The sequence below is a fragment of the Scytonema hankhaensis NUACC26 genome (assembly GCF_045865695.1).
In the GTDB taxonomy this organism is placed as follows: Bacteria; Cyanobacteriota; Cyanobacteriia; order Cyanobacteriales; family Nostocaceae; genus Scytonema.
Window position 1 is genome coordinate 1 of record NZ_BAACAP010000086.1, and the last position, 16176, is coordinate 16176.

Annotated in this window: 15 protein-coding genes and 1 pseudogene; 1 reads left to right on the plus strand and 15 read right to left on the minus strand. The window is 46.5% G+C overall.

Going from position 1 to position 16176, the window contains the following annotated elements; genetic code table 11:
• The 7 genes and pseudogenes from ACKTT2_RS03045 to ACKTT2_RS03075 all read right to left on the minus strand — a co-directional run.
• Positions 1-415, minus strand: a 415-nt coding sequence (locus tag ACKTT2_RS03045; RefSeq protein ID WP_407883845.1) for an MOSC domain-containing protein, incomplete at its 3' end; no start/stop codon positions are given.
• Positions 416-501: 86 nt separating this feature from the next.
• On the minus strand, positions 502-1818 hold the full coding sequence (locus ACKTT2_RS03050) for an Nramp family divalent metal transporter (protein WP_407883871.1): 1317 nt from the start codon (positions 1816-1818) through the stop codon (positions 502-504).
• Positions 1819-2002: 184 nt separating this feature from the next.
• Positions 2003-2737, minus strand: a complete 735-nt coding sequence (locus tag ACKTT2_RS03055; RefSeq protein WP_407883873.1) for an SDR family oxidoreductase — start codon at positions 2735-2737, stop codon at positions 2003-2005.
• Between the two features lie 110 nt (positions 2738-2847).
• Positions 2848-3279: a cupin domain-containing protein gene (locus tag ACKTT2_RS03060; protein ID WP_407883847.1), complete on the minus strand. Its 432-nt coding sequence runs from the start codon at positions 3277-3279 to the stop codon at positions 2848-2850.
• A gap of 156 nt (positions 3280-3435) precedes the next feature.
• Complete coding sequence (locus ACKTT2_RS03065; protein ID WP_407883849.1) at positions 3436-5013, minus strand: GMC family oxidoreductase; 1578 nt, start codon at positions 5011-5013, stop codon at positions 3436-3438.
• A 67-nt stretch (positions 5014-5080) separates the two neighbouring features.
• A complete protein-coding gene (locus tag ACKTT2_RS03070; protein ID WP_407883851.1) occupies positions 5081-5269 on the minus strand; it encodes a hypothetical protein in 189 nt (62 codons plus the stop codon).
• A gap of 12 nt (positions 5270-5281) precedes the next feature.
• A pseudogene (locus ACKTT2_RS03075) lies at positions 5282-5506 on the minus strand (cupin domain-containing protein); the annotation flags it as partial.
• A gap of 474 nt (positions 5507-5980) precedes the next feature.
• Here ACKTT2_RS03075 and ACKTT2_RS03080 point away from each other — a divergent pair.
• On the plus strand, positions 5981-6172 hold the full coding sequence (locus ACKTT2_RS03080) for a hypothetical protein (RefSeq protein WP_407883853.1): 192 nt from the start codon (positions 5981-5983) through the stop codon (positions 6170-6172).
• Positions 6173-6246: 74 nt separating this feature from the next.
• Here the strand turns inward: ACKTT2_RS03080 and ACKTT2_RS03085 are convergent, their stop codons facing one another.
• The 8 genes from ACKTT2_RS03085 to zwf form a co-directional block, all read right to left on the minus strand.
• Positions 6247-7551, minus strand: coding sequence for an NF041680 family putative transposase (locus tag ACKTT2_RS03085; RefSeq protein ID WP_407883855.1), 1305 nt, complete (start codon positions 7549-7551; stop codon positions 6247-6249).
• 575 nt (positions 7552-8126) lie between these two features.
• Positions 8127-9047 (minus strand): hypothetical protein, encoded by a 921-nt coding sequence (locus ACKTT2_RS03090; protein WP_407883857.1) that lies wholly within the window; start codon positions 9045-9047, stop codon positions 8127-8129.
• A gap of 56 nt (positions 9048-9103) precedes the next feature.
• Positions 9104-9805 (minus strand): ribulose-phosphate 3-epimerase, encoded by a 702-nt coding sequence (rpe, locus tag ACKTT2_RS03095; protein WP_407883859.1) that lies wholly within the window; start codon positions 9803-9805, stop codon positions 9104-9106.
• Positions 9806-9871: 66 nt separating this feature from the next.
• Positions 9872-12028, minus strand: coding sequence for an amylo-alpha-1,6-glucosidase (locus tag ACKTT2_RS03100; protein WP_407883861.1), 2157 nt, complete (start codon positions 12026-12028; stop codon positions 9872-9874).
• A gap of 3 nt (positions 12029-12031) precedes the next feature.
• On the minus strand, positions 12032-12799 hold the full coding sequence (pgl, locus tag ACKTT2_RS03105) for a 6-phosphogluconolactonase (protein WP_407883863.1): 768 nt from the start codon (positions 12797-12799) through the stop codon (positions 12032-12034).
• Positions 12800-12810: 11 nt separating this feature from the next.
• Positions 12811-13758: a class I fructose-bisphosphate aldolase gene (locus ACKTT2_RS03110; RefSeq protein WP_407883865.1), complete on the minus strand. Its 948-nt coding sequence runs from the start codon at positions 13756-13758 to the stop codon at positions 12811-12813.
• A 57-nt stretch (positions 13759-13815) separates the two neighbouring features.
• A complete protein-coding gene (locus tag ACKTT2_RS03115) occupies positions 13816-14730 on the minus strand; it encodes a Cof-type HAD-IIB family hydrolase (protein WP_407883867.1) in 915 nt (304 codons plus the stop codon).
• A 108-nt stretch (positions 14731-14838) separates the two neighbouring features.
• A partial coding sequence (zwf, locus tag ACKTT2_RS03120) for a glucose-6-phosphate dehydrogenase (RefSeq protein WP_407883869.1) occupies positions 14839-16176 on the minus strand: 1338 nt, incomplete at its 5' end.

Here is a 16176-nt window from a genome sequence, read left to right on the forward strand (position 1 = left end):
TGGCGAGAAATCGTTTCACCATATCCGATCGCCCAAAGCGAATCCCTAGTTTGTAGCACGGTAAGCGCGGTTGAGTCACCATTAGTTCCACACTGCCGATTTGGAAGCGATCGCCAATGTTCAGATCTTCTTCTTTAAATCCCGTAACTGTGAAGTTTTCACCAAAGATACCTGGTGTTAACTCTGTGTCAGGCAATTCACTGCGCCAGTAATCGTAATGCTCGAATGGATAGACATACACGGCTTTATCTACTCCACCATGAACAGTGAGATCCGCTTGTCGATCGCCATCTAAATTGAGTTCACGCACCATTACTCTCGCATGGACTGGCTCTTTAAAAATTCCAGTGCGAATGGTTTTTCCTTTCCAGGTCACTTCACGCGGTAGTCCGATGTTAACAGAGATGAGTTGCATAATTATAGCAGTTTTCAAATCAATAAGCTACGGCTTGGGAATCGGGGTGTGGTGAATGCAAATAAAAACGGCTGAAATGCAACCGCTCAAGCAAACAGCCAGCCAATCACGGTTTGCAGAATCAACCAGGCATTGAGTGCAATAATTATCGCAGCAATTGCCCAAGCAACGACCTTTAGCCATTTAGGGTTGACAAACTCGCCCATCAACTGGCGATCGCTCGTAAACATGACCAGTGGCACCACCGCAAACGAAAGCTGTAGGCTCAATACTACCTGGCTGAAAACCAGTAACCTGCCTGTGCTTTGCTCTCCAAAGAAGACAATCGCAATCAAAGCCGGAATAATTGCTAGCAGACGAGTGGCTAATCGACGCAGCCAGGGCGGCAGCCGAAATCGCAAAAAACCTTCCATCACAATCTGTCCTGCCAAGGTCGCGGTCAGGGTCGAACTCTGCCCAGAAGCCAGCAGCGCCACACCAAAAATTGTGCTAGCAGCACTCACACCCAGCAGCGGCGATAATAACTTGTAAGCATCCTGAATTTCGGCAACTTCGTGATAGCCAGCCTGATGGAATGTAGCAGCAGCAACGATTAGAATCGCCGAGTTGATGAATAGGGCAAAAGATAGCGCAATTGTAGAGTCAAGCGTGCCAAACTCGATCGCTTCCCACTTTTTCTGAGGTGTTGGTTGCCAAGCGCGGGTTTGTACAATCGAGGAATGCAGATAGAGATTATGTGGCATTACAGTTGCACCCAGAATCCCGATCGCAATGTAGAGCATTTCTGGATTGCGGAGAATTTCCCGATTGGGCAGGTAGCCTTGGAGAATGCTGCCTAGCTCAGGACGGGAAAATAAAATCTCTGCCCCATAGCACAGCCCCACTGTGGTTACCAACACGAATACCAAGGCTTCGACATAGCGAAAGCCCTTGCTTTGCAAAAATAGCAGCGCCAATACATCCAGTGCCGTGATGCATACCCCCCAAAACAGTGGCATTCCAAACAGCAGCTTCAGGGCAATGGCGCTGCCCAACAGTTCGGCCAAGTCACAGGCCACAATCGCAATTTCGCAGAGCACCCACAATATAAAGCTGATGTGGGGGCTGAAGTAGTTTCGGCAAACCTGGGCCAAATCCTTTCCGGTTGCCACCCCCAACCGCACACAGAGCGATTGCAGCAGCACCGCCATTAGATTGGACATCAGGATCGCGCTGAGCAACGTATAGCCAAACTGAGAACCGCCCGCAATATCCGTTGCCCAGTTACCAGGGTCTATATAACCCACCGATACCAGATAGCCAGGGCCAGCATAGGCCAGCAATTTACGCCAAAAGCCCCTGCCATCGGGAATCGAAATGCTGCGATGGACTTCTGGCAAACTCGGAAAGCGATCCAGTGACATAAGCAAGCCTTTCACTTTTTTCATAATTGATGAAAGCACTGTTTCTTCACTCACAGCGCTTTACGTTTGGTTAGGTATTGGTTGTTTTTTTGAAAGGGGCACTTGCCGATCGCTTGGGACACCCCTCTGAGAAAAACAAATGTGGTTTATTCAATCGAGAATGGCTGTAACTCCATTTTGGACTTCAAATCTGTGCCATACCGCCATCGACAAACAACTCAATGCTGTCGTCTGAAGCTAGAAAAACAACGGCTTTGGCAATCTCATCGGGTGTGCCGACTCGCCCTAATGGAATGGTGACAGCTTGACTATTCACGAATTCCTGCACCTGCTCATCACTGAGTCCCAGGAGATTGTAGCCAGGAGTAGGCACGACACCAGGGCTGATAGCATTCACCCGAATCTTGCGCTCTTTGAGGTCGAGTATCCAATTCCGGGCAAACGATCGCACGGCGGCTTTGGTCGCGCTGTAAACGCTGAACGCTGGGCTACCAACGGTAGAAGCAGTCGAGGCGTTCAGAATAATAGAAGCACCCTCTGGCAGCAGCGGTAATGCCTTCTGCACGGTAAACAGCAGACCTTTGACGTTTGTGTTGAACGTTTTGTCAAAGTGTTCTTCAGTGATTGCTCCAAGTGGGGTAATTTCTCCAATACCAGCATTGGCAAAGACTACATCAAGATATCCTTGTTCTTGCTTGATTAGGGTAAACAGGCGATCGAGGTCTGCCAGATTGGAGACATCGCTCTGAACACCCGTGACATTTTTACCGATCGCTTCTACAGCGGCATTTAGTTCAGGCTGGCGACGACCTGTGATGATGACAGATGCTCCTTCGGCGACAAAGTGCTTGGCAGTAGCAAAACCAATGCCGCTAGTACCACCAGTGACAAGAGCAACCTTCCTTTCTAGTTTTCTCATGCTGAGTTTTAGGGTTGTTGAGTTTTGAGAATGACCCGTAACACGGAGATATTTTTGAATGAATTTTTCCGTATCTCCGTGTCTCCGTGTCACTGAACACTAACTAATCTCTAAGGGAGATCTCCAGGTGCACCCAGAGTTTCGTCGCCAATTTCGCTAGAGATGCGATTGAACAATTCCAGGTCAAATGCCTCATTCTCGTTTAGCGTCCCTGTTGCTTCAATGAGGTGAGCAAAGGCACTGGGTGAAGCAACGACTAACCCGCGAGTTGGTTGATCGCTGAGTGCAGCAACAACATGGGGTGTGCCCTTAGGAATCAGGGCACTTTCACCCGCTTTTAGCACCACCTTGTTCTTACCAACCCACACAGTGAACTCTCCTTCCAGCACATAGAGTTGTTCGGAATAGCGTGTATGGCGATGGGGTGGAGTTTGCGTACCAGGAGGGAAATAGCCCTCAATCAGGTCATATTTACCATCAGTTGTGGTGCGATCGGCGAGGATGGTAAGGTGGGTACCAAGAAGCCAGAGTGATTGTGTCATGGAAGTACTCCTTCTAAGGAATGAATTGTGTCATGAACGATCGAGCTTGCAAATCAGATAAAGTAGACGTTCATACTGTCAATGCCAGTACGTTATGGAGACCGAATGCTAAAGCGAAGTGTCCGGTAAACTCTTGGAAAGGGAGATTTCTGATTCCTAGATAGATGAGTGCATCAGGTTTTGGACATTAAGCTGATTGGGAATGCTCTGCGAAGTACGTGCCACTTTAATTAAATCTGCTGCCTTCTCACCAATCATGATAGTTGGTGCGTTCGTATTTCCTGTGGTGATTGTTGGCATGATGGAGGCATCAACTACACGCAATCCCTCAACCCCATATACTCGTAATTCAGAATCTACCACCGCCATTGAGTCAGTGCCCATTTTGCAAGTGCCAACCGGATGCCACACAGTGCTACAAGTGTCTCGAATATAAGTTTCGAGGACTGCATCACTTTGAATATGGGAACCTGGAGCGATTTCTTTTCCACGAAACTCATCGAAGGCATTGCTCTGAAACAATTGGCGTATTAATTTCATTCCCTCAACCAGCTTTTGCACATCGGCTTGATTTTGCAGATAGTTCATTTGAATGGTTGGTGAATCGTTGGGATTAGATGAACGTAAGTTAACGCTGCCAATATTTTGGGGATGCGTCAAAGAGACTGTACCCGTAAATCCAAAATCAGCAGGGGTATAACCCGGTGATAAGAATTGAATGGGACCGAAGAAGAACTGCAAATCGGGTGCAGACTCCAAATTGTCTTTACTGTGCAAAAACAATCCAGCTTCGACTCCATTACTGGTGATGGCAGGGTATACATCTTGAGTGGCTTCCTGAACGACACAAGCAAGAAGATGATCCTGAAGGTTTTGTCCAACCCCCGGTAAATCAACAGTGACAGAAATTCCCATTGCTTGCAGATGTTTTGCGTCCCCAATACCAGAAAGCATCAGCAGCTTAGGCGAATCAAACGTGCCCGCACTTAAAATTACTTCCTGGTTGACTCTGACTTGGTGCAGCGTACCTTTATGCAGATATTCCACCCCAACGGCGCGAGTACCCTCAAGGAGCAATCGCGTCACCAATGCTCCTGTGGTGACAGTCAAATTGGGGCGATCGAGAATAGGCAGGAGAAACGCAGCAGCAGCACTGTGCCGTTTACCATCCTTGACTGTCAATTGATAGGGTCCCACCCCTTCCTGCTGTATCCCGTTGAAATCAGGATTGTAGTTATATCCCATTGATACACAGGCATCGACAAAGCGTTGGGAGACCACAGCAGGGGTCATTAAATCAGTAACGCTCAACTCCCCATCAACCCCGTGAAATTCGGATGCGTCTCGCTGCTGATGCTCCGATTTCTTAAAGTAAGGTAAGACATCCTGATAACCCCAACCGGGATTTCCTAGCGATCGCCAGCGATCGTAATCGTGAGGATTGCCCCGAACATACATCATGAAATTGATCGAACTGCTGCCCCCCAAGACTTTGCCACGGGAACAAAGCATTTTGCGGTGATTCAAGTATGGTTCCGGTTCCGAAAAATAGCCCCAGTCCACCTCAGAACCAAGTAGGGATATGCATTCCGCTGGGATGTAAATCTCTGGTTTTGTATCTGGATTGCCCGCTTCGAGGAGTAACACGGTGGTGTCACTGTCCTCCGTCAGACGGTTGGCGACAACACAGCCTGCCGAACCTGCACCAATCACAATGTAGTCATAGTGAGTCATAGAAATCTCCTGCGCTAGTTCTGTTCATTGTTCTGCAAAGGGTGCATCTAGTCGTATTCTCATAGCATCATGTAGGCAGGGTTCCAGGAGGACCCAGCAATTCGTCACCGATCTCGGTAGCAATACGTTCAAATAACGCCATGTCTGCTGCTTCTGTCACATCTTGCGTTCCCACTGCTTCGATCAGCCGAGCAAAACCACTGGGTGCAGCAACGACTAAATTACGCGATGGTTTATCACCGAGTGTGGCGACCACATGAGGAATGCCAGGAGAAATCAGAAAGCTTTCGCCAGGGGTTAGCACCACCTTGTTCTGACCCGCCCAGACAGTTAACTCTCCTTCTAGCACGTAGAGTTGTTCGGAATAGCGTGTATGGCGATGGGGAGGAGACTGTAAACCGGAGGGTTGTAGCCCTCGATGAGGTCGTACTGACCACCGGTTGTCGTGCCATTGGCAAGGATGGTGAGGCGAGAGCCGGTAAACCAGAAAGATTGTGTCATGAGTTTGCTCTTATTGATGAAAAATTTGTATAATAAACTCTTAAGCCTCTGACTCAGACAAAGAAGACATTCATACCTTCAACGTCAGAGGATACAAGGAAAACGACAGCTTTAAACTTGCTTCTCAGATAACACTCAATTGCTATCAGTATTTGCATAAATTCAATATATGTAATTGGCTCTAACTTGTCGTCCACTTTGAGTTGAAATTTTTCTTCAATAAAGCGATTGACAAATCAGTCCATCTCAAAATGGAAACTTGGCTCCAACTAAAGTTGGAATCTAGATTTAACTGAAGTACTAATCCTTCTACAAACTGACAATTCGTTACCGTTAAGGAACGCTCAAGTTGGTGTTAATAAAGTTGAAGCATTTGTAATAAGTACTAGAGCGATCGCCAATATTATTTTACTATCTAATAGCGGGCGAGCGTGTTTCTTTAGAGGGTAGTTATGTAGTAAATACTGTGGGTGCAAATGCTGTCGGTAATGCTGGCAATATCAACATCATCACGGGGTCGCTTTCGCTCACGCATGGCTCTACCCTACAACTCTCCACAATTGAACAAACAGATGCAGGTAGCGTGAATATCAATGCTCGCGATCGCGAAGCGCAAGCTGTACCCAGCTTATCGCGTTTCCTTAGACCTGAAGTTTAGACTAACGCATGACAAAATGACTCAGCAGTAGTGAGTTGACAAGTTACACGTCCCACAGTAGAAAAACTAAAAGGTTAAGCGGACTTGGGTTGTTCTTTTTTTGGTGTAGTAGTACTTTTTCTGACTACAGGATAGCGAATTCTACGTAGGCGGGCTTTGCCAGTAGGCCAGCCAGGTGACTTTCCACGGGGTTTGGGTGGATGTGATGGTGTACTAATCGCGGCGAAAACTCCGGCCATTGCCTGAGCCACCCGTCCTGGCGACAACTTGGACTGTTTCTTTTGCCAAGGTAAAGGATTGTCATGTACAATCCCATGTGCAAGCCAGAGTTGCCAAGTCATCAGGGGTAAAAGGTCGCTCCAGGTTTGACATTGTTCTGGAGTACTCAGTTGGGGCAAAGTCCAATGCAAGCGTTGTTTTGCAAAACGATACCAGTGGTCAATGGCAAACCGACGGCAGTAAAGCTGCCAGAATGAGGATAAAGCAGGCATCTCTAGTCCTACCCATGCCAGCCATAAAGGTTTGGTTTTTGGCACACCAAACTCATCTAAGCGCTGAATTTGAATCAAATTCATGGAATGATCTTTGGACTGTTGGAAATGAAGATTACACCAGAGACGGATAGATAATCGACCCATTTTTGAGTCGTTGACCTCGACGATTTGGTCAGCTGCCCACCAGGTAGTAGAGTCATTGAGTTTAAATTTATCACCGTGGACGCGGGGACGACCAGTGCCTTGATAGGGTGGGGGTGGACCATAAAGCAGTCGATTAGAGCGCAAACGCATTAATTTGTCGGCGGCAATATCGCTGGTTTGTTTGATAAAGCTTGCACACCCGTATTCTGCATCCCACAAGCTAATCGGGCGTGTTGGTAAGTTTTCACATACCAGTTTTAGTTGTGCAGCCGCTTTTTGGATTGGGTTCTCAAAACTGGTGATGCGCTCATGTAATAGGGGTAATGCCCAACTCCCGGATGTTTCTGGGATGACTGCAATGGTGCTGTAGCCTTGTCCTAATGTTACGGGTTTTACTCCTGACATCGGTTGAACTTGATGCTCATAAGTCCGCTCTTTCAACGTTGAGGCATTTAATCTTGCCCAAGCTGTATGGTCTCCTGCTAAGACGATTTTTTCTGTTGGAGTGAGTTGTTTTATATACAACTTCATCAGTTCTGTTCGGGGTGGATTTCCGTCTTGTATCGCCTCGTACACACTTGGCCACTGCCGTCGAAACACTGGAGATACTGACAGTTCTGCAAATGAATAGACACTACGAGTTACTAACACTGCATCCATCAAGTCAAATAAGGCATCTTTGGCTTTACCCAAGATAGTGTACACACCTGTACGAAATTGTTTAAGCTTTTCTAATGTCATGGTCAATCTGTTAAAATTTTTCCTTTTATCAGCATTACCATGACGGTAAGTTCAACATTGTTGACCGCTTTTCTTTTCAAAAATTTTTCTCCTGTTCAGTTATGTCCTTTTTTTGACTATCTTTTTCTACGTGTTATTTTCCCAGCATTAGTGTTTTAGTCTAAACTCCAGTTCCATAGGGGCTACCATTATTGGTAGTTTATGCGCTGTTAACCCCGCACTAGGGCAGTAGGACTTGGTTTTCTAGGATACTCACTTTCACCTACATGGACATCAAGTTATCATCGATAGAGGATTAAAGTGCGGACTCAACCATGATTGGTTACTCTATCGAAGTCTGGAATCCTCCCAGAAAGTGGGTTTCTCCAGAACGAATCGCACTTACAAGGATCTCGGCTCAATACCAATGTCGCCACTGCCGGAGTTGAGCCGATTGCTGTGACCCAAAGGTGCAACATCCGTTGAATTGGACAGTTAACTGCCAAGCCAAACAGTAAATTGCTTACAGCATATCCTTAAAAATTTGGCTTTGTTTGGTAGTCCTATTTCTTAATTTTCCTTTCTGTTAAAATTTTTCACCTTGGTAAGTTTGAGCGAGATTGGTGATACCACTGGTGGATCGAAAGACTCCAGGGACTGTGGAAGTTTTTATACACAAACCAGGTATTGCTTACTAACTCTAGAAGGGCAATCAATACCCAAATCGCCAGAGTGAGCATTATTGGCAAGGTGAGATCGGGAAAACTATTTTGTAATTCAATGATACCAAATAGCAACAGGAATAGAAGCGAAATTCCTAGTAGAAAGGATAATCGAGCGATCGCCAGAATAAATCGTCCCATCTCCAAAATGCGGTTGTAGAGTATGAGGAACCCCTCAAGAATTTCCTCCACGTTGTTGATAATCAGCAGAATTCTTTGCATATACAGACGGACAGCTAAAGGAAGTTGCTGTTGTTTTTCAGCCCATTCATGTTTGAAGTTCGCCAATAAATCTTCCAGAATTATTGTCTGTTCGTCATCGATAATTGATGGCCAGATAGGAAAATCTTTCATTTGCAGAGGGACTAAATAGTCAATCACCTCCACCAACATTTTATCAAACACACCTAATTCGGAAGGAAGCGTCTGGGTCAGACGGATCAATTGTTCAATTTGCGTTCGCAAGGCACGGTAGTCATCTAGTCGCCTTTGGGTAATTAACTGGCTTATTACTGTCAGAAAAGCAATTAAAACCCCCAATAATGCAGCCAGAGATTGTGAAACAGCAGAGAAGAACTCGATCGCCACTTCTCGCTTTATCGTTAGCCAAGAAGCAGGTTTCTGGATGGCAAAGAGCAGCGCCATTACAAACACAAATCCCATTAGCCATAGCTGATACTGAGTTAAAGCGGCGGTAGAAATCCGCACTATAGGAGTATCGCTAAGTTGAACTAAGTGTTGGAGTTTTCGCAGTGTTTCAGAACTATTGAATGATTGGAGTTTTTGGGGCGGCATTATTGGTATTCTCAGTATGCTTCTAGTAAGCGTGAGAGCATCACAGGCACTTCTAATTAATTTTTGGAGATGTCTAATGAGTTAATAAAACGTTTACTATAACGCAATCCGGCAATTGTCTTGGCATAATCTTCTGACTCAAAAATTGCCGATCCCGCTACAATTGCATTTGCTCCTGCCTCCAACACCTGCCACGCATTATCTGGCTTGACTCCACCATCGACTTCAATCCACGGATCGAGATCGCGCTCATCGCACATCCGACGTAAGCGACGAATCTTTGGCAGCATAGTTGAAATAAAGTGCTGACCGCCAAAACCAGGATTGACCGTCATAATTAAAACAACATCACACAGATCTAGCACCCACTCGATTGCCTCTAAGGGAGTACCTGGATTGAGTACAACTCCTGCCTGTTTCCCTAGTTCTTTAATTTGAGAGAGCGTTCGGTGTAGATGAATAGTGGCTCCTGCTTGCACCAAAATATGATCGGCACCCGCTTTAGCAAAGTCAGCAATATATCGCTCTGGTTCGACAATCATCAGATGGACGTTTATAGGTTTTACAGTCATCGGTCGAATCGCTTCTACAATTAAAGGTCCGATTGTAATATTAGGAACATATCGACCGTCCATCACATCGACATGAATCCAATCAGATCCAGCTGCATCAACGCTTTGTACTTCTTCTCCCAAGCGACTAAAGTCAGCCGATAGAATTGATGCTGCGATCGCAATTGATTTAGAAGATTGAGACATGACAAATTCTCCGAATCATTCTGATATCTAAACCGTTGCAGGTATCAGTCCGATCGATCAGGAAGTCTATGCGAGCGCTTGTTGAGTGGGGGCATTTATCGGCTTTGAAGATACCTGCAACTCGCCCTCAAGCTGCGTAATTTCCCATCGCGTTTTTGCTCCCTCTCGCCAAAACCACAAATCAACAGTTGCATCGCCTACTCGAAGTTGGGTGAGTTGAAGATTGCTTAGCCAATCAGGCAGCAATGGACAAAGTTGCAAGCGGTGATGGGGTGCATCGGCTTCAAGCCCCAAGATGGCACGAATCAACAGAAATATTGCACCTGCTGCCCATGCCTGCGGAATATTGGCATCAAGATAAGGTACCGGAAAATAATCGCGTTTGCGCTCAATACCTGCAAACAGTTCCGGCATTCGTCCCGCTTCAAAGTAATTTGCAGCCGCAAAAATTCCTTCTGCAATACAGTTTGCTTCTTGGTGATACCCAGACTGCTTTAGTCCAAAAGCAATTATCGAATTATCGTGAGGCCAAACGCTACCGCGTTGATAACTAATAGGGTTATAAGCAGGATTGTTAGACGAGAGCGTTCGGATGCCCCAACCACACCATAAATCGGCTTGAAACAGTCGCTTGACCAATCGTTCAGCCCGATCCTGGGGTACAATTCCCGACAGTAGCAAATGTCCGGGATTGGAAGTAATCGCTCGAATTTGTTGCTTGTTGCGGTCTAAACCGAGACAGTAAAATCCTTCGTCTTCCATCCAAAATTGCTCGTTAAAGCGTTGATAGAGCTTCTCAGAGCGTTGGCGCAATGTTGCAGCCCGATCCAGTTGTCCCCAAATCTGATAAATGTTGGCGGCTCGTTGCCACGCCTGATAAACATAACCTTGCACTTCGCATAGTGCAATCGGAGGATCGGCAAGACAACCTCGGTCATCTACAATTGCATCGCCCGAATCTTTCCAACCTTGATTGCGTAAGCCATCTTTTGAACGAGTTTGATATTCTACAAACCCATCTCCATCAAAATCCCCGTATTCGTCGATCCAAGCAAGTGCTTGTTCTAAGGCAAAGCGGCACTCATCCAGCAAATTCACATCGGCAGTCCAGCAATAAGTTTCCCACAGGACTGTAATCCAGAGAATGGTGGTATCGATTGTGCCGTAGTAAGGTGTATGCGGAATTTCGTGCAGTTGCGCTAATATACCTCGGCGAATCTCATGTAGCATCCGACCGGGTTGAGCATCGCGCCAATCATCTACGGTTGTGGCTTGTAGTTGTGCTAGTTTTACAAGCGTTCCGCGTGCAAGTTCTGGATAAACCATCATCGTTTGTAAACTCGCGACAATCGCATCCCGCCCAAATACCGCAACAAACCAAGGAATGCCCGCCGCAGGCATCCAAAACTGCTGTCCGCGATCTTCAACCTTGATGCGGAGTGCTCCCAAATCGATGAGAGATTGTCGATAGTAGGCAGCAATTTCAGTATTTGAAGACTGTAACTGAGTAGCAGATTGAACAAAGTCATCTCTGATTCGCGCTGCTTCAGTATCGTGGGAGATAGTGCAAGTTTGCGGCGGCTGAAGCACGTCTCCATCCGCTAGCGCCGTAAAATCAACACAGCTATGCCAACTTTGACCCGGTTCAAGCTTAATATCGAACATGAGGCGACCATTAGCATAGTATGGCGTTGAGGTGGCACAAGTTGGAGTGATTTGCAATCCTCGATAAAACTCGGCATTCCGGTACTTTGTTGTAAGAATACCATCTTTCCAAGTAGTTGCGATCGCGCCGCTTGCCAATAGACGTTGGGATTTAACCTGAAAAATATCCGCAAAATCTGAGCGGATTGCCAACATAAGTTTCAGTTCGACGGTTTGAGTATAATGGTTGACAACATCAATATCCTCATGCATTCCCACTGCAATATCGCGCCGGATCGTCACTAACAAGCAACCCGATGGCAGCGTTCCATGAATAGTCGGAGCCTCTAAATTGGTAAATTGATACAGCGCACTGTGATGTTGTAGTGGACTAGATGCAAGCAGTTGGAGTGGCTGACGATTAAGCGAGACTTCGTAATACGAGATGAGGCGCGTATCGCGAACAAAGAATCCTTGAGCAAGATTGTCATTAATCGAGCCATCAGAAGCGGTGACGAGGAACGTCGATCCGTCATTGATCGCGATTTGTCCTGAGTTTACGGTGACTTTAGTGGGCATTTCTCATGTCTCCAATAAATCAGCAGCCGATTGCTCAATTGCCCACACCACTTTGCCCTGAGTCGGACGAATGATTTGTGCAGGCAAACGATCTGGCTGATACTGGCCTTCCAAAACTGCTTTTAGCGTTGCTGCTTTATTTGCTCCTGTAACCAAGAAGATAATTTCTACCGCATTATCGATCGCAGGTGGTGTTAAGGTAATACGGTAGCTATTTGACTCTTCCACCCAAGGTGCAACGACTAAACGAGTTTGCTCGTGAATGGCATCAGTCCCCGGAAAAAGAGACGCGGTGTGCCCATTAGCTCCCATCCCCAACAGTACCAAATCGAAGCGAGGAAATTGATATTCCCGCAATTGAAAGAACTGTCTTAAGTCTCGCTCATACTCAGCAGCAGCAGCTTTAGCATCTGGATTTTCAGCTTTAATTCGATGCACGTTTTCGTTTGGAATTGGAACTTGAAACAGCAATTGCTCTTGCGTCATCTGAAAGTTACTACTAGGATCGCTAGGCGGAACGTGGCGTTCATCACCCCAAAAAAAATGAATTTGGTTCCAAGGGATTTGATTGCGCCAAGGTTCAGTTGCCAACAATGCATAAAGACTTTTGGGAGTCGAGCCACCAGACAGAGCGATCGTAAATCGTCCTCTTGCTTGAATGGCTTGATGAGCTTGTCGAACAAACTCGGTTGCCACAGCCTGAGTCAGAGCTTCGGCATTTGCAAAAACTTGAATTTCAGGCTTCACTTGCGATCGGGTTAATTCTTGCACAATTATTTCCTTTAATTTAAAACTGGGACTTGAACTAGAGACGGTTGCGTGTTGTAAATATCAATGATGGTATTAAGAAATTTCAAAGCATCTGTCTTAGAACGTTGAAAAGAATTGCGTCCGACAATAGAACCAAATCCACCACCTGCTTGAATAGCTCGAACTTCATTGAAAAAGACATCATCACTATCGAGTGGTCCACCCGAAAAGATGACAATCCGCCGTCCATTAAAAGCACATTGCACCACATGACGCACTCGCTCAGTTAAAGTCGCAATCGGGATTTGCTCTTTCTCGTAAACCTTACGGGCTGCCTCCTGTTCAATGTGCTCGTTTGGCAGTTTGACCTTAATGATGTGAGCACCCAATTGAGCCGCAATCTGAGCCGCGTAGCCAATTACGTCGATCGCAGTCTCACCCACTTTGCTTAACCCCGATCCCCGCGCATAAGACCAAATTATCACAACCAATCCATGCCGCTTTGCTTCTTCGGCACAGGCTCGAATCTGCTCGTACATTTCAAACCGATGGGCTGAACCGGGATAGATGGTGAAACCGATAGCAGCACAACCTAACCTCAAGGCATCTTGTACACTACCAGTTAAAGCTTGAGTAGGGTCAGATTCACTCAGTAGCACATCGCTATCGTTAGCTTTCAGAATCAGGGGAATGTCGCCTGCAAATTCTCGTGCTCCCGCTTCTAGAAAACCCAGTGGAGCTGCATAAGCATTGCATCCGGCTTCAATCGCCAACTCAAAGTGATAGCGAGGATCGTAAGCGGGTGGATTGGGTGCAAAACTGCGAGCTGGACCATGTTCAAAGCCCTGATCGACGGGTAGAATTACCAACTTGCCAGTTCCAGCTAGTTTGCCATGATTAAGCAACCGCGCTAGATTAGTCAGCGTTCCAGGATTATCGCTGCCATACCAACTGAGAATTTCTTTTACTTGTTGAGTCATTGTAGTTTCTCCTAAAATATAGTATCTGGTACAAACTTTTCTGTTTGATTCCAACGCTTAACTGACGCTAGAAGGCTGAAATTTTGCATTAGAAGCCCCTTGTCGATCGCCCAAAATAAACCGTTCAACAGCATTGGCAAATCCTTCCTCTTCGTAGGATGTCGTCACGTACTGAGCTCGTTGCTGCACGTCTGCATGCGCGTTGCCCATAGCAATGCTCAATCCACTTCGTTCAAACATTGGGACATCATTGGGCATATCTCCAATAGTGGCAATTTCTTGTCTGGGGATTCCGAGCAATTGTGAGAGGCGATCGACCACAGCACCTTTGTTCGCGTGAGGATGGGTGACATCCAGGTAGTACGGCTGAGACCGAGCCGCAGACACCTGTTCGCCACCACCCGAACTAGCTGTTGACTGGCAGTGAACTCGCTGACTAAACGCTTGCTGCACATCAGTTTCGCACTTGGCAACGGCATCTAAGTCATCACTAACACCAACGACTTTGATAACGTTATCGAACAAACTATCAAAGCTAGAAACAACCGTGGGTGAAAACTTAACAGTCCACTCTTCGCGATCGACATGAGGACCGTGGCGCTCATGTACAAACCAATCCTTCCCTCGATAAATCCAAACATCCAGATGGTGAGCGGTAATCATTTTGATGACTTCTCGAACAATCGTTGCAGGTAAGACGTTTTCCTCCAAAATTGAGAAATCAGGATAGACAAACAGACCACCATTAAATGCAGCAATTGGTTCTGTCAATTTCAGGGCATCTACAATCATTTTCATACCTAATGGTGGACGACCACTAGTAATGGTGAAGCGAATGCCTGCATCCCAAAGTTTATGAACAGCAGCACGGGCGCGATCCGTTAGGATTTTCTCTTTCGTGACAAGCGTGCCATCCACATCTGCTAATAGCAGTGAAATTTTAGATGATTTAGGAGAACGGATTGGATTCATGATAAAAAACTTGGTTGTTGATGTTTGGTATGATGTAGTGGTTTCCACTGGAATGAAGTACAGATTTATCCGCGTCCGTCTGCGTTCATCTGCGGTTCCATAACTTTTTTATGTATTGACCCGTGCGCTCGATCGCCATTGCCGACCATCGCGCCACAGCAATTCATCAGCATCTTTCGGTCCCCAACTTCCTGCCGCATAGTTAGGCAGATCTCGTGTTGGTAATGCACTCCAAACATCCAGAATTGGCTTAACTATACCCCAACCCAATTCCACGTTGTCTGCGCGCTGAAACAGAGTAGCATCGCCGATCGCGCAGTCATAGAGCAAAGTTTCATAGCCCGTGCTGGGAGTTGAGCCAAAGTAATCAGCGTAGCAGAAATCCATATTCACGCTGCCCATCTGCACTGTAGGTCCGGGAATCTTCGCTCCGAACTGAAAACTAATACCCTCATCGGGTTGAATGCGGAGCACCAGAAAATTGGGCGTCAGACGATCGATTGATGTGTTCCGAAATAGGAGAGAAGGGACTTGCTTGAATTGAACCGCAACTTCAGTCACTCGCTTGGGTAAACGTTTACCCGTTCGCAGATAAAACGGCACATTTGCCCATCGCCAGTTATCAATGGTTAACTTTAAGGCGGCGTAAGTTTCAGTGGTAGAGTCAGAAGCAACACGCGGTTCTGCTCGATAAGCAGGTACTGATATTCCATTAACTGTGCCTTCACCATACTGCCCGTACACTGTTTGTGTCAACACAGTCTCAGCCGTTAAGGGTTGAATTGCCTTCAGCAACTTTGACTTTTCATCGCGCACTGCATCAGCATCAAACGAGACAGGTGGTTCCATCGCAATCATGGTCAACAGTTGAAACAAGTGATTTTGTACCATATCGCGCACCGCACCCGTTCCTTCGTAGAAGTTACCTCTGCCCTCTACACCGACGGTTTCAGCCACAGTAATTTGTACGTGGTCAATGTGTTGCCGATTCCAAATTGGTTCAAACAGTCCATTCCCAAAACGAAATACCAGAATGTTTTGAACGGTTTCTTTACCCAAGTAGTGATCGATACGGTAAATCTGGCTTTCCTTCAGCACTTGGCTAATCCTCTGATTCAACGTGCGGGCAGAATCCAGATCGCGTCCAAATGGTTTCTCAATAATAACGCGCCGCCAGTGTCCGTTGTCTTCCCGCACCAGTCCTGCTCTACCAAGCTGTGCGATGATGTCGCAAAAGAAGTTAGAAGCGGTTGCCAGGTAGAATAAGTAATTTCCTTGAGTGCCGCATTCTCGGTCTACCCGAGTTAACAAATCCTGTAATTGCTGGTATGTGTTAGCATCCTGAAACTCACCTGGAAGGTAGTACAATCGCTGCTCAAGTTGCTGCCAGAGATGCTCCTCCACAGGAACTGTTGCGAATTCGTGAATATCCCGACTGAGTTTGCT

What these genes read in the sequence shown, in the direction of transcription:
- ACKTT2_RS03050 (WP_407883871.1), bottom strand. Translation starts at nt 1,818, where the DNA reads ATGTCACTGGATCGCTTTCCGAGTTTGCCAGAAGTCCATCGCAGCATT.
- ACKTT2_RS03055 (WP_407883873.1), bottom strand. Translation starts at nt 2,737, where the DNA reads ATGAGAAAACTAGAAAGGAAGGTTGCTCTTGTCACTGGTGGTACTAGC.
- ACKTT2_RS03060 (WP_407883847.1), bottom strand. Translation starts at nt 3,279, where the DNA reads ATGACACAATCACTCTGGCTTCTTGGTACCCACCTTACCATCCTCGCC.
- ACKTT2_RS03065 (WP_407883849.1), bottom strand. Translation starts at nt 5,013, where the DNA reads ATGACTCACTATGACTACATTGTGATTGGTGCAGGTTCGGCAGGCTGT.
- ACKTT2_RS03085 (WP_407883855.1), bottom strand. Translation starts at nt 7,551, where the DNA reads ATGACATTAGAAAAGCTTAAACAATTTCGTACAGGTGTGTACACTATC.
- ACKTT2_RS03090 (WP_407883857.1), bottom strand. Translation starts at nt 9,047, where the DNA reads ATGCCGCCCCAAAAACTCCAATCATTCAATAGTTCTGAAACACTGCGA.
- rpe (WP_407883859.1), bottom strand. Translation starts at nt 9,805, where the DNA reads ATGTCTCAATCTTCTAAATCAATTGCGATCGCAGCATCAATTCTATCG.
- ACKTT2_RS03100 (WP_407883861.1), bottom strand. Translation starts at nt 12,028, where the DNA reads ATGCCCACTAAAGTCACCGTAAACTCAGGACAAATCGCGATCAATGAC.
- ACKTT2_RS03110 (WP_407883865.1), bottom strand. Translation starts at nt 13,758, where the DNA reads ATGACTCAACAAGTAAAAGAAATTCTCAGTTGGTATGGCAGCGATAAT.
- ACKTT2_RS03115 (WP_407883867.1), bottom strand. Translation starts at nt 14,730, where the DNA reads ATGAATCCAATCCGTTCTCCTAAATCATCTAAAATTTCACTGCTATTA.